The organism is Paracoccaceae bacterium (assembly GCA_033344815.1).
In the GTDB taxonomy this organism is placed as follows: Bacteria; Pseudomonadota; Alphaproteobacteria; order Rhodobacterales; family Rhodobacteraceae; genus Roseobacter.
The window spans coordinates 1,264,345-1,278,124 of sequence record JAWPMR010000001.1 but is presented as its reverse complement, the minus strand read 5'-3'; the positions used below and the strand labels follow the sequence as shown (position 1 = coordinate 1,278,124).

The 13,780-nt window shown below is 56.2% G+C and carries 13 protein-coding genes; 7 read left to right on the top strand and 6 right to left on the bottom strand.

Annotated features, from left to right (window positions below; all coding sequences use genetic code 11):
- Window positions 1–6: 6 nt before the first annotated feature.
- Window positions 7–1,827 carry a M3 family oligoendopeptidase gene (locus R8G34_05975; GenBank protein MDW3222426.1) on the bottom strand — a complete coding sequence of 607 codons (1,821 nt, stop codon included), beginning with the start codon at window positions 1,825–1,827 and terminating at the stop codon, window positions 7–9.
- 205 nt (window positions 1,828–2,032) lie between these two features.
- On the opposite strand from R8G34_05975, the gene R8G34_05970 reads away from it, so the two are divergent.
- Entirely contained in the window at window positions 2,033–2,929 is an 897-nt protein-coding gene (locus tag R8G34_05970) for a hypothetical protein (GenBank protein ID MDW3222425.1), read from the top strand.
- Between the two features lie 3 nt (window positions 2,930–2,932).
- On the opposite strand, the gene R8G34_05965 is transcribed toward R8G34_05970, so the two are convergent.
- From R8G34_05965 to R8G34_05950, 4 genes are read right to left on the bottom strand one after another with little or no spacing between them, the layout of a single operon-like run.
- Window positions 2,933–4,531: an ATP-dependent DNA ligase gene (locus R8G34_05965; protein ID MDW3222424.1), complete on the bottom strand. Its 1,599-nt coding sequence runs from the start codon at window positions 4,529–4,531 to the stop codon at window positions 2,933–2,935.
- Window positions 4,528–5,541, bottom strand: coding sequence for a ligase-associated DNA damage response exonuclease (locus R8G34_05960; GenBank protein ID MDW3222423.1), 1,014 nt, complete (start codon window positions 5,539–5,541; stop codon window positions 4,528–4,530). Before R8G34_05960 ends, R8G34_05965 begins: the two co-directional genes overlap by 4 nt.
- Window positions 5,542–5,579: 38 nt before the next feature.
- Window positions 5,580–6,527 (bottom strand): alpha/beta hydrolase, encoded by a 948-nt coding sequence (locus R8G34_05955; protein MDW3222422.1) that lies wholly within the window; start codon window positions 6,525–6,527, stop codon window positions 5,580–5,582.
- Window positions 6,527–6,817 carry an SCP2 sterol-binding domain-containing protein gene (locus R8G34_05950; GenBank protein MDW3222421.1) on the bottom strand — a complete coding sequence of 97 codons (291 nt, stop codon included), beginning with the start codon at window positions 6,815–6,817 and terminating at the stop codon, window positions 6,527–6,529. Before R8G34_05950 ends, R8G34_05955 begins: the two co-directional genes overlap by 1 nt.
- 74 nt (window positions 6,818–6,891) lie before the next feature.
- Here R8G34_05950 and R8G34_05945 point away from each other — a divergent pair, with 74 nt between their 5' ends.
- From R8G34_05945 to R8G34_05925, 5 genes are all read left to right on the top strand, one after another.
- On the top strand, window positions 6,892–7,449 hold the full coding sequence (locus tag R8G34_05945; protein ID MDW3222420.1) for a tetratricopeptide repeat protein: 558 nt from the start codon (window positions 6,892–6,894) through the stop codon (window positions 7,447–7,449).
- Window positions 7,450–7,473: 24 nt separating this feature from the next.
- Window positions 7,474–10,293: a helicase-related protein gene (locus R8G34_05940; protein MDW3222419.1), complete on the top strand. Its 2,820-nt coding sequence runs from the start codon at window positions 7,474–7,476 to the stop codon at window positions 10,291–10,293.
- Window positions 10,294–10,671, top strand: a complete 378-nt coding sequence (locus tag R8G34_05935) for an RNA-binding S4 domain-containing protein (GenBank protein ID MDW3222418.1) — start codon at window positions 10,294–10,296, stop codon at window positions 10,669–10,671.
- A gap of 51 nt (window positions 10,672–10,722) precedes the next feature.
- Window positions 10,723–11,061, top strand: a complete 339-nt coding sequence (locus tag R8G34_05930; protein ID MDW3222417.1) for a ferredoxin family protein — start codon at window positions 10,723–10,725, stop codon at window positions 11,059–11,061.
- A 291-nt stretch (window positions 11,062–11,352) separates the two neighbouring features.
- The gene (locus R8G34_05925) at window positions 11,353–11,865 is read left to right on the top strand and encodes a CarD family transcriptional regulator (protein MDW3222416.1); all 513 of its coding nucleotides are present in this window, start codon (window positions 11,353–11,355) and stop codon (window positions 11,863–11,865) included.
- Window positions 11,866–11,913: 48 nt separating this feature from the next.
- Here R8G34_05925 and R8G34_05920 read toward each other — a convergent pair whose 3' ends face one another.
- Entirely contained in the window at window positions 11,914–12,675 is a 762-nt protein-coding gene (locus tag R8G34_05920) for an adenosylcobinamide-GDP ribazoletransferase (protein MDW3222415.1), read from the bottom strand.
- Between the two features lie 82 nt (window positions 12,676–12,757).
- Here R8G34_05920 and cobT point away from each other — a divergent pair, with 82 nt between their 5' ends.
- On the top strand, window positions 12,758–13,771 hold the full coding sequence (gene cobT / locus R8G34_05915; GenBank protein ID MDW3222414.1) for a nicotinate-nucleotide--dimethylbenzimidazole phosphoribosyltransferase: 1,014 nt from the start codon (window positions 12,758–12,760) through the stop codon (window positions 13,769–13,771).
- Window positions 13,772–13,780: the final 9 nt, after the last annotated feature.

Below are 13,780 nucleotides of genomic sequence, written 5' to 3'. Positions count from 1 at the left end.
AGGGCCTTAGTTCTCCATCGCTTCCAATTCGTCGATGAAGCCGGAGATCATCGACAGACCTTTGTCCCAGAACGCAGGATCGGACGCATCCAACCCGAAGGGCGCCAGTAATTCCTTGTGATGCTTTGAGCCACCTGCTTTGAGCATCTCGAAATACTTGTCTTCAAATCCAGCATCGCCTTCTGCGTAGACGGCATAGAGTGCGTTCACCAAACCATCACCAAACGCATAGGCGTAGACGTAAAACGGCGAATGCACGAAATGCGGGATATATGCCCAGAAGGTTTCGTATCCGTCCATGAACTCAAAAGCTGGCCCAAGGCTTTCGCCCTGCACGGACATCCAAAGCGCGTTGATATCGTCAGGCGTCAATTCGCCACCCCGCCGCGCGGCATGGAGTTTGCATTCAAAGTCGTAAAACGCAATCTGTCGCACAACGGTGTTGATCATGTCCTCGACCTTACCCGCGAGCATGACCTTGCGTTGTGCTGGATCCGTGGCCCCATCCAGCATTTTGCGGAAGGTCAGCATTTCCCCGAAAACACTGGCTGTTTCTGCCAGCGTCAAGGGGGTAGAGGACAGCATTTCACCTTGTTCTGCCGCCAAAACCTGATGCACGCCGTGCCCTAGTTCATGCGCCAAGGTCATGACATCGCGCGGTTTTCCTAGGTAGTTCAGCATCACATAGGGATGAACATTCGTGACCGTTGGATGGGCAAAAGCACCCGGCGCTTTGCCCGGTTTCACGCCTGCATCAATCCAACCTTTGCTGAAGAAAGGTTCAGCGATCTGCCCCATGCGGGGATCAAAGGCATTATAGGCATCCATTACGGTCTTTTCCGCCTGATCCCAATGCACTACGCGCGTGTCTTCCATCGGCAGCGGCGCATTGCGGTCCCAGACCTGCATTTTATCAAGGCCGAGCCATTTGCGTTTCAATTCATAATACCTGTGGCTGAGTTTTGGATAGGCCTCCACAACCGCGTTGCGCAGCGCCTCTACGACTTCGGGTTCCACCTGATTGCTGAGGTGACGCCCGAGCTGCGCTGATTCCATGCCGCGCCAGCGGTCGATGATCTCTTTTTCCTTCGCCTGTGTGTTATGCACGCGGGCAAAGGTTTTGATGTTGGCGCTAAAAACATCCGCTAACTCGCGTGCACCAGCCTCACGTTTTGCACGATCCGGATCGGTTAAGAGGTTCAGCGTGCCTTCAATGTTCAGTTGCTCACCATCAACTTCAAACTCCAGACCCGCAATGGTTTCATCAAATAACCGTTCCCATGCATCCCCGACCACGCCGAGATCATGCATGAACTTTTCCAACTCGTCACTGAGCTGATAGGGTTTCATTGCGCGCACCCGGTCAAAAACGGGTTTGTAGCGGGCCAGATCGGTATTTTGAGCATAAAGCCCGTCCAGATGATCATCCGCCAAGCGATTAATTTCGAGCGTGAAAAACACCAGAGGCGTGGTGAAATTGGTGATCTTTTCCTGCAAGTCAGACATGAATTTTGCACGATCCGCATCTGTGGTTTTCTGGTAATACCGCAAGCCTGCAAAGGACATGATGCGCCCGGCCACCTGATTGATCTTTTCGTTACGCAATACGCAATCGAGGAATCCACCTGCATCCAGGTCGGCGAGTTTGCCTTCGAAATCTGTGGCGAAACTGTCGCAGGCCTGCTCCAGCCAATCCAGATCGCGTTTTAGCTCCGCAGCATCTTCGCCGGTGTAAAGGTCATCCAAGTCCCATTCGGGCAGATCGCCCAATGGATTGGATGAACCGGAGTCATGGGCATTGGCGTCGAAAAGCATGTGGTTGGCCATCTCTTGTCCTCTGAAACTTTCATGAACATGCCCCGGTGTCTGGCGACCCGAGGTTGCATGCCCTAAGGCAGGTAAAGGCCTTGCCCGCATATCGCAACCGGCACGACAAAAATTCGGTAGGAAACTGAAACGAATCCGGTAAACTTTGTGGATCAAAAATCGCAAGTTTGTTTTTAATTGTGAAAAAATGGGGAGAAAATCATTAATGGACAATCAACCAAAAATCATCGCGATCGGGGGCTTGATATTCGGCGTTCTTCTGGCCGTCGCGATCAGCGAGTCGCGCGCCAATTCAAAAATATCCGCAGCGCTGGAGCGAGCACAGGATGCCAGTGCCACCACGTTGAGCGAAGCGACGGAGAGCATGAGTGCCCGGCTCGCAGAGCTTGAAGCCAGTCTTGGTGAGAGTAGCGCCGCCGCCGCGACCGGCTTGGAAGACAAGCTGGCGTCGCTGCAAGAAGATGTCAGTGCCAGAATCGATGCAGTCTCAGAGGCAGCAACAGCTCAGGCTCAGGATTTGGAAGCAGCATTGAGCGCGCTTTCGGCGGCGGCGGTCGGTTCCTCTTCCGAGTCGACGGGCGACGCGACCGATGACATGCAAACCTCGGGCGTTTTGGGTGTCGGTGAGACCGCGGTCTTTGCCGAGGGCGCAGTGCGCGCGTTTGTGTCTGGACTGGATCGTGAAAACGGCTCAGCGCGGCTCAGCGTGAACGGTGCATCTATGTCCGTCGGTGTCGGTGAAACAGCTACTGTTGCCGGTGCAGATTGCAAGATTGGAGTCGCGTCGTTGAGCGGCGATGGTGTGACGGTTGGATCCGATTGCGGTATGTCGGATGCATCAAGCGCGTCTGCGCTGCCGCCAGCGCCGGAAAGTGGCCATCGTCCGGGAACGGTTGCCGTTATGGCAGATGGCGCATTGAAGGTTTTTGTGTCCGGTTTGGCCGGTGATGGTTCCAGCGCGCGGATCGCGATCAATGGGGTGGAGACACAGACTGTTGGCGCAGGCGCCTCCGTTGAAAAAATGGCTGGTGATCTGACCTGCACCGTCACTGTCACAGGTGTCGGCAATGGTATGGTCGGGCTGGAGGGGAGTTGTAGCTGAACATCACCCAAACGTCGCAAGCATCTGCTTTAGGTCGTCTAACGTGTTGGCCTCTTGCAGGAGTTTGTCCTGTCGCCATCGTGACATGCGCGGAAATCGAAGGGCCACGCCAGATTTATGGCGTGGGCTTGCTTGAATACCCTCGAACGCGATTTCAAATACGTGGTGGGGAGTGACCTGCCGCACGGGCCCGAAACGTTGCAGGGTATTCTTGCGCACCCATTTGGTGATCTCGCGAAACTCCGCATCCTTGAGACCGGAGTAAGCCTTGGTGAATGGCACCAGATCGTCGCCATTCCAAACCGCAAAAGTGAAATCCGTGAACAGGTTCGCGCGCCGTCCGTGTCCGGCCTGCGCGTAAATCATGACCGCGTCGATCGTCAGCGGGTCCAGTTTCCATTTCCACCAATCACCTTTTTTGCGTCCGATGCGATACGGACTGTCGGCACGTTTCAGCATGAGTCCTTCAGCATTTTCGTCGCGCGCAATATTGCGGAGATCGGCCAGCTCCGACCAGGCCTCAAACGTCAGTTGCGGTGACAAACGCACAGGAGCGTCAACGGGCAGGTCGGCGCAGGCCTCTTCCAATAGCGTGCGGCGCCTGGCAAAAGGTGCTTCGCGCAGGTCCGCGCCTTCCCATTCCAAAAGATCATAAGCGTGCAGGGCAACCGGTGCCTCCGCCAGCAGCTTTTTGGGCACGGTTTTGCGCCCGATACGTTTTTGCAAGGCATTGAAGCTGTCTGGCCCGTTCGCACCCGGCTGCCAGACCAACAATTCGCCGTCCAAAACCGTGCCGGGCGGCAGAAAATCAACCGCGCGCGAAAGCTCGGGAAAACGGTCGGTCATGAGTTCTTCGCCGCGCGACCAGATGAAATATTGCCCGTCGCGCAGGATCAACTGCCCACGAATGCCGTCCCATTTCCACTCCGCGCGCCATCCTGCGGGATCGCCAAGGGCTTCTGGCGTGTCTTCCAACGCATAGGCCAGATAAAACGGATAGGGGCGCGAAGCGTCTGCCATCGCGTCTTCGGCTTCGATCAATGCGTCCCATGTGGTGTCATCCGGGTGCCAGTTCCCCATGAGGCGATGTGCCAGTTCCGCTTCCGGTTTGCCCGTGGCGCGGGACAGAGCGCGGGTCATCAGTTTTTGACTGATCCCCATGCGAAACCCGCCGGTGATCAGCTTGTTGAAAACAAACCGTTCGGTCCCGCCAAGCTGGGCCCATGCCGCAAGGACAAAAGCCTTGCGTGCGTCTTCTTCCTCTTTGGCCAGATCGCGCAGGGCATTTATCCAATGAGACAGGCTTTGATCACTGGTGGTGTCATTTGGCGGCAATACCAGCGCGATCGTTTCAGCCAGATCCCCGACAATCGGATAACTTTCCTCAAAAAGCCAAAGCGGGATGTCCCCCGCCTCTGAAGCCCATTCGCGTAGCCTCGTTGTGGTCACCGCCCGTTTCGGACGCCGCCCTGAAAACAACGCCATCGTCCACATGCGATCCTGATGCGGAGCGGCGTCGAAGTAATCGGCCAAAGCAGACACTTTTACGGTTGTTTTTGTGCTTTGATCAATTGCATTGAAGAGGGTCGCGAAACGCTTCATTCTGTACTCTCGACATCTATCGTCTCGCCTTCGAATTCGGTGGGGACAACCTGCGCGTTCCAGCCGTTTTCAGTAAGATAGCGCGTGAAAACATCGGTATATCCATGTGTGACATAGATGTTTTCCGCACCTGTCGCCTTGATCGCTTCCAGCAATCCATTCCAATCGGCGTGATCAGAAATCACGAAGCCCCGGTCCCCCGCGCGCCGTCTGCGCACACCGCGCAGTTGCATCCATCCGCTGGCGAAAGCGCTTTCTTGCGCGCCGAATTTGCGCGCCCATTTGCTGCCAAGAGCAGAGGGCGGTGCCAGCACCAGCGCTCCCTTATGGGCCTTTGGATCCGTTTGTGCCGTGACGGGGACGGTTGCGGGCAGGCTCAAACCTTGGGCGCGCAGCACTGTATTGGTGGCCTCAACGGCCCCATGCGTGAGGATTGGTCCTATGTCAGGATCCAACATTGTCATCAGTCGTTGTGCTTTGCCCAAAGCGTAGGCACCAAGAAAAGCGGTTTTTCCTGCAGCTGCACAGCTGGCCCACCAGTCATTTAATTCCCGTGCCACTTTCACCTGTGGTTGCCACCGAAACACCGGCAACCCGAAAGTCGATTCGGTTATGAAGTGATGGCATTTTTGCGATTCAAAACCTTCCGAAAGCCCGTCATTCTCGGTCTTGTAGTCACCTGAGGCAATCCAGATTTCTCCATTTACTTCAACCCTGATTTGAGCTGACCCCGGCACATGACCGGCTGGATGAAAGGACACGGTGGCATCCCCTATCTGCAGGGTCTCACCAAAGGACAGGCCCTGAGCAGCAATATCGCCCAGTCTGTGACGCATTACAGGGATTGCCGCATGAGTAGCCAGATATGATTTGTGCCCGCTGCGGGCATGATCCGCGTGGCCATGGGTAATCAATGCGCGCTCTACGGGGCGCCAAGGATCAATGTAGAAATCCCCTGCAGCACAGTAAATGCCGCGATCCGTAAAAGTGAGGGTGGGCGAGGTATCCATTGCAGGCAATTTAGCGGAACAAACCCGTTTGCCCAGACTTAGCCATGTCCGCCGCTTTTGAACAACTCGATCATGATATCAAATAGCGGGCTGACACGCGCCGCATTTTCCATCAAAACCTCATGTTCCCCGTCTTCTACAATTTCCAAATGTCCGCGCTTCCAGGTGAACATGCGTTCGCGGATTGCAGGCACATCGACGATTCTCTCATTTGTGCCGAGAAACGTAACACAGGGCAGATAGGGCGGTGGACGGCTGGCAAGGTGTCGTGTTTCCAGCAATGCTTCGCGCAGCCACACAAAACTGGGACCGCCAAGGGCAAGTTCCGGATGCGCTTCGAGCTGCTGGCGCATCATGGCGAATTGTTCCGGGTCACGCGTAAGTAGGTTGTCGTCAAAACCATCGCTCAACACATGGTGTTCGATCTTGGTACCAGGTGGCAGACGGTGGCCCTGTCCGACCTGTGGCATCAGATGGCTGAGCACCCAGGCCATCGGGCGCAGGTGTGGGGCAAGATGAATGCCCCACATGGGCGCGGAAAATGCTGTGGCTTGAACGCTGAGACCTTCCATCGCTGCACGCAAACCAATCGCCCCTCCCATGGAATGGGCAAGCAGGAAAAACGGCCTGGGCATTTCCAGCATGCGTGCGGCGCGCACCAAGGCATCAACGTCTTTCTGATAGTCACTGAAATGGGCGACATGGCCCACCATAGGATTGTGCAGCAATCGATCCGACAATCCCTGACCGCGCCAGTCAATGGCCATGCTGGCCAATCCACGATGCGCAAAGGTGGCGGCGCATTGGTCATATTTTTCAATGAATTCGGTGCGGCCGGGAAAAATCAAAACCGTTCCCTTGGCATCAAACGGTTTCCAATGCCCTATGCGAATGCGAAGATTATCCGACGTTTGGGCCCAATGTGCTGCCCCGCCCGCCGCGCCATATGCGATATCGCTCAGGAAGGGGGCGGGGATCAGAGGCATCAGGCGATAACAGTTGCCAATTGCATTGCCATGCCCATATCGCCGTCAACACTGAGTTTGCCCGTCATAAATGCGCTGGTCGGATTGGTGTCGCCTTCAAGTATGGATTGAAACGTTTCTGCATCAGCGGTCAGCGTGACATCGGCAGGCGCGTCTCCTGCACGCGCTCCAGCGCTGTCCATCATGATGCAACCCTCTCCTGAGATATCGAATTTGGCAGTGCCGCCAAAGTCCGCGCCTACCAACTTTTCGTTCAGAACTGTTACAGCTTGGTTAACAATATCGCTCATTTTTTGGTCCTTTTGACATTCTGCGCACAAGGGTACTGGAATTGCTCCGTGCGCCTGTTACATTCCACGGTGTTATGACTGTGAAATACCCCTTCCTCAAACCTATCGTTACGGCATTTACCGTCCTTTTGCTAAATGTTGCGCCGCTGCACGCTCAACAGAGCGAAGAAGAACTGTTGCAACAACTGCTGGAGGCGTCCGAATCGGAAGCCAATCGTCTGGACCGTGAGTTGACCCTCATATGGGAGCGCTCTGGCTCCCCTGCCATGGATTTGTTGTTGACTCGTGGGCGCGATGCGATGGAGGCGAAAGAGAACTCAGTTGCGATTGATCACCTGACGGCACTGACAGATCATGCGCCGGACTTTGCCGAAGGCTGGCACGCGCGGGCGACGGCCTACTATCAGGCTGGTCTTTACGGCCCGGCACTGGACGATCTGGAGCGCGCTTTGGCTTTAAATCCCAACAATTACAATGCGATATTTGGCCTCGGCGTGATGTTGCAGGAATTCGGTGATCTGGAGCGAGCTGGCGAGGCGTTTCAACGGGCTCTGGAACTGAACCCCCACCACGAAAACGCCAATAAAGCGATGGAACAGCTCAAACAGAGTGGTATCGGTCGCACTCTCTGACCCCAGGCAGGCAAGGACAGCACCGTGACAGGTGAAACACGCGTTGTGGCCGTATTGGGCCCAACCAATACAGGCAAGACCACCTATGCCATTGAGCGTATGCTGGGCCACCGTACAGGTATTATCGGACTGCCTCTTCGCCTGCTGGCGCGCGAAGTCTATGATCGCGTGGTGGCGGCGCGGGGCCCCTCCGTTGTGGCGCTGGTGACAGGCGAAGAACGCATCGTACCGCCGCGCGCGCAGTATTGGGTCTGTACCGTCGAAGCCATGCCCGAAGGGATGGGGTGCGACTTTCTCGCAGTGGACGAAATCCAGCTCTGTGCTGATCCGGAGCGAGGCCATGTGTTCACCGACCGATTGTTGCGCGCGCGCGGATTGCATGAAACACTGTTTCTGGGTGCTGATACGATGCGCGGAGCCATACGGGAACTTGTTCCATCAGCGCAATTCGTGCAACGCGAACGGATGTCGACGCTTTCCTATGTAGGTGCGAAAAAGATAAGCCGGATGCGTCCCCGTAGCGCTATCGTCGGGTTTTCGGTTGAAAATGTATATGCCATAGCAGAGCTGATCCGCCGTCAGAAAGGCGGTGCGGCGGTTGTGATGGGTGCCCTCTCGCCCCGAACTCGCAACGCGCAAGTCGATATGTATCAAAACGGTGAGGTTGATTTTCTTGTGGCGACGGATGCCATAGGAATGGGCCTCAATCTGGACGTGGATCACGTCGCCTTCTCCAGTCTGTCCAAATTTGACGGGCGACGGATGCGGCCACTGGCACCAAATGAGTTGGCGCAAATTGCCGGGCGCGCCGGGCGGGGTATGAAAAATGGCACATTCGGCGTGACTGGTGAGGCATCGCCGCTTGATGACGCGGTTGCACAGTCCATCATGGACCATCGCTTTACTCCGCAGCGCAAGCTGAACTGGCGCAATCACGCTTTGCAATTCGGTTCAATCGACCGGTTGATCCAGACATTGGAAGCCCCGCCCGATCATGCAATTTTGGTAAAGGCGCGCGAATCTGATGATTTGGGCGCGCTCAAGGCCTTGGCGCAGATTGCAGAAATTGAGGCGCGGTGCAGCGACGGACAATCTGTAAAATTGCTATGGGACGTCTGTCGAATCCCGGACTTTCGCGGCATCAGCCATGCCGAGCATGCCGGTCTGTTGGAAAGTATTTTCAACTACTTACATCAGTCAGGCCAATTGCCCAACGATTGGCTTGCACGGCAAATCAAAAGGATCGATCGGACCGATGGCGACATCGATGCATTGTCCAAAAGATTGGCGTTTATCCGCACATGGACCTATGTCGCGCAACGCAAAGGGTGGACAGATGATGAAAGTCATTGGCGTGATGCCGCGCGTTCTGTAGAAGACCGATTGTCGGATGCGCTGCACGAGCGTCTGACCCAAAGATTTGTAGACCGGCGCACATCCGTGCTTTTGCGCCGGCTCGGCCAGAAGGAAGCCATGGTGGCAGAAGTAAGCAATACCGGCGAAGTAACCGTCGAAGGCGAATTTGTAGGCAAACTGGAAGGGTTCCGGTTTAGCCAGGACAAGGGGGCTGGCGGCGCGGAGGCGAAGACGATCAAGACGGCTGCGCTCCAAGCGCTCGCGCCGCAGTTTCATTTGCGCGCTGATCGGTTTTACAACGCGCCTGACACCGAGATAGATTTCACCGAACAGGGCGGCCTGATCTGGGGCAAAGACGCGGTGGGCAAACTTGTGGCCGGAGCGGATGCGTTGAAACCTCAGGTTGAGGTGTTCGTGGACGATATTGCCGGTCCGGAGGTTGCGCAGAAAGTACAGCGCCGCCTACAACATTTCATTGACCGAAAGATTGCAGCCCTCTTTGAGCCGCTATTGAACCTTAGCCGCGATGAAACACTGACCGGGCTGGCGCGCGGTTTTGCCTTTCAGATGGTCGAAGGCCTTGGCGTGTTGACGCGCGCTGCTGTGGCTGAGGATGTAAAGGGGCTGGACCAGGATGCCCGTGGTGCCTTGCGAAAACATGGCATCCGGTTTGGTCAGTTCACGATTTTCATGCCGCTGCTTTTGAAACCGGCACCGACGCGGCTGCGCTTGGTTTTGTGGTCCCTGAGCCAGGGGCTACAGAATTTCCCTGAAGCTCCGCCGCCCGGGCTTGTTACGATCCCGGCTGATAAGACCGCGCAGGCTGGGGCCGACGCAATGGCCGGGTATCGAATTGCGGGGGAGCGTGCGATCCGCATTGATATGCTGGAACGTCTTGCCGACATGCTGCGTTCTGAGAATTCAAGATCGGGTTTCGAAGCCAAGCCGGATATGTTGTCGATCACTGGGATGACCTTTGAGCAATTCGCAGATCTTATGCAGGGCCTTGGATATAAAGCGGAAAAAGGGGAGCGGGTTAAGGTGAAACCTGCTGAGGTCGTCTCATCAGAGCAACCGGACGTGGCTGACGCTGGGTCAGAGCTTAAAGAGACAAATGCGGCTGAAGACGCGTCGAAGGACGCGACGCCGGAGCCTTCTGCAAGTGCGGATGCGCCTGCTGTAGAGGATCCGGTTGCACCCGCGGATGAGGAAACCCCGGACGAAGCGCCGGAAATGGAAATTTTCTATACATTTACCTGGGGTCGCGCACCGCGCGGCGCCCAGCATTCGAACCGTCGTGCCGGAGGCGAGCGCCCTCAAAACAAGGGCAAAGGCAAACCCGGCGGCAAGGGCAAGCGTGGCGGGGCTCAGGGCGGCAAAGGTCAGAGCGCGCAGAAGTTTTCTGCCAGACCCCCCAAGCCTGAGAAAAAGATTGACCCGGATAACCCGTTCGCGGCCGCGCTGATGGGGTTGAAGGACACCAAATAGTTGGCTGAAAAACTGCGCCTGGATAAATGGTTGTGGCATGCACGCTTTTTCAAGACACGCTCCCTTGCTGCGACGCGCGTTGCGGCGGGGGATGTGCGGGTCAACGGGGATCGGACGCAAAAGCGCAGCCAAATGGTGGGCCCATCAGACGTGTTGACCTTCGCGCAGGGCAATCAAATTCGCGTGATAAAAATCGAGGCAATTGGCCAGCGGCGCGGCCCGGCACCGGAAGCACAAAGCCTTTACACAGATTTGTCCCCACCTGGACCGCACGTGAAGAACATGACCCCGCAAAACCCGGCATATGAGGGAAAAGGTCGCCCCACAAAGCGCAATCGTCGCATCCTTGATCTTTCTAAGGCCCGCTCTCTTGAATGATCGCGGTGGCTGATTTAGCTAACCTTCAGACTTAGGCGAAATGAGGGCCCGATGACCTACATCGTGAACGACAGCTGCATCTCCTGCAAATACACCGATTGTGTGGAGGTCTGTCCCGTGGATTGTTTTTACGAGGGCGAGAATATGCTGGTTATTCATCCGGATGAATGCATCGATTGTGGTGTTTGTGAGCCTGAATGCCCGGCAGATGCGATCCGTCCGGACACAGAGCCTGACATGGAAAAATGGGTGGAGTTCAATCGCAAGTATTCCGAAATGTGGCCCGTGATCATCACCAAAAAAGATCCGCTGCCAACTGCCGAAGAACGCGACGGCGAAACTGGTAAGCTTGAGAAGTATTTCTCGGAGGCCCCCGGCGAGGGCGGATAGGTCACTCGACCCGATTCGGGACCAAGATGGCAATGGCCTGACAGTCTAAGGCCGTCATATGTTACAGCTTTTTACCGGTTGACGCTTGGTGCGCTTTTTTATGGTCCGTTTTTGTGTTATACTACCGTTGTAAACTAATAATGGACGAGCTATCGCCTGGCTCTAGAACGTGAGCGGGCAGTGAAAAATCGACTTGATCACACTCGGGGGCGCGGCCGCAAGGCCACCGCTTGGTGTGCTTTTTACTGTCGAAATTTTGGATTGGCACGGCTGTTTTCTAAGGAACACTGAATGACCAAATCGAAGAAACTTGACTTCCGCCCCAATGAATTTGTTGTCTACCCGGCACATGGAGTGGGTCAAATCATCTCTGTCGAAGAACAGGAAGTCGCTGGCATCTCGCTGGAGCTTTTTGTAATTTCGTTTGAGAAAGACAAAATGACATTGCGCGTGCCCACGCACAAAGCGACGGAAATCGGGATGCGTGCACTGAGTTCTCCTGACGTGATAACGCACGCAATGCGCACGTTGAAAGGGAAGGCTAAGGTAAAACGTGCCATGTGGTCGCGACGCGCTCAGGAGTATGAGCAAAAGATCAACTCCGGTGATCTTATTGCCATCGCCGAAGTTGTACGGGATCTGCACCGCACGGATGACCAGCGTGAACAGAGCTATTCCGAGCGCCAACTGTATGAAGCAGCACTTGAGCGGTTGACCCGCGAAGTTGCTGCTGTGGGCGGGGGCGACGAATTGGCCGCTGCCAAACAGGTTGGAGATGTTTTGGAAAGCCGCGTTGCAGCTTGATCCAAACAAACACTAATCCGAAAACCGCGCCCCGACCGGCGCGGTTTTTTACGTCATCTGCGACACGAAAACACCGAGAATAGCCAGTTCGGACAATTGTTGCGTGGCCCCCAGAACGTCGCCGGTCTGACCAGATATTTTGCGCATCGCGATCCAACCGACCAGCAGCACAACAGCAAGACCCGCGATCTGGCCTGATATCGCCGGTAGGCCGACACAGAGACTTGCCAGCACCAAAGCGACGGCGAGGCCCAGGGAAACGACGGGCAACCTGGGCATACCCACGGACTTTGACAAACCGATATTTCGGGCGTGGGGCAGCCAAACCATGATACAGGGCATCATCGCGCGCGACAGCACGGCACCAGCGACGATCGGCAGGATTCCATGCGGTAACAGAGCGGCATAGGCAACCCATCGCAACCCAATCACGATCAGCAACGCGAGAATTCCATATGTCCCAGTATGGCTGTCTTTCATGATCTCAAGGCGGTGCGCGCGATCAAACCCACCCCAAAACCCATCAGCGGTGTCGGCAAGCCCATCTTCATGCATAGCCCCCGTCAACAGAATCGCAGTGGCCAAAACACCGCCGGCGGCAAATTCTACCGGCAAACCCAAACCGGTGACGGCCAAACCGAGCCCACCGGCAATTGCGCCCAAAATGGCACCCATCACTGGATAGGCCCATACCGCCCTATTGGCGTGTTTAAAGGCATCCTCGGGTAAATGCGGCAGAGGCAACCGGCTGAGTAAGGCGCCCGCGACAAGCAGATCCAGAACCCAAAAAGGTAATCTGTCGGTTTTCATACGTTTAGATGCCGTTCGTGACTTGTGAGCCTGTCTGCATTGGGTAATGAGGTGCAGGTGACGTTGCAACCGAGGTAATCAGATGACAGCAGCTTTTTCCGACTTATCAGGGTTTCGCGCCCTTCTGGCAGAACAGCCAGGCCGTGATGTCGAGGCAATAGCCGCAGCCGAAGCCCGCAATGAACAATTGACCAAACCGCCCGCGGCTTTGGGGCGTCTTGAGGACCTCGCGATCTGGTATGCGGGTTGGCGCGGCACGGATTGTCCGGCAATCACGGCGCCTCAGGTCATTGTTTTTGCAGGAAATCATGGCGTCGCGGCACAAGGCGTGTCGGCATTCCCGCCGGAGGTCACAGCCCAGATGGTGCTGAACTTTGAACATGGTGGTGCGGCCATCAACCAATTGGCCCAAACGTTCGGCGCCAGGCTGGACGTGTATGCGCTGTCTCTGGAAAAGCCTACGGCGGATTTTACGCAAAGCGCTTCAATGAGCCAAGAAGATCTATGCGAGGCGCTTCTTGTCGGATGGGAAGCGGTGAATGAGAGTACCGATGTTCTGGTCGTCGGTGAAATGGGGATTGGTAACACCACGTCGGCGGCGGCGCTGGCCACCGCGCTTTTTGGGGGGGACGCAAATCAGTGGACAGGCCGTGGGACAGGCGTGGATGATGCGGGCCTTGCCAACAAAACGCGGGTTGTCGCAGAAGGGGTCGCCTTGCATGCGGGGCAGGGCGATGGTTTGGAAATGCTGCGTTGCCTTGGCGGGCGGGAGCTGGCGGGTATGGCAGGCGCCATTGCGCGCGCGCGCAGCCTGCGCATTCCGGTGCTGCTGGACGGATTCATTTGTTGTTCGGCGGCGGCCTGTCTGGAGAAAACCGTTGCGGGATCGCTGGACCATTGTGTCGCCGGTCATCTGAGCGCAGAAGGCGCGCATGCCCGCATGCTGGAAGCCCTGGACAAGAAGCCCTTGCTGTCACTTGGCCTGCGTTTGGGGGAAGCCTCTGGCGCGGCCCTCTCACTTGGCGTTTTGAAAGGCGCCGTGGCTTGTCTCAGCGGCATGGCCACTTTTGCCGAGGCTGGTGTCTCGGACGGTTGAAAACAATCA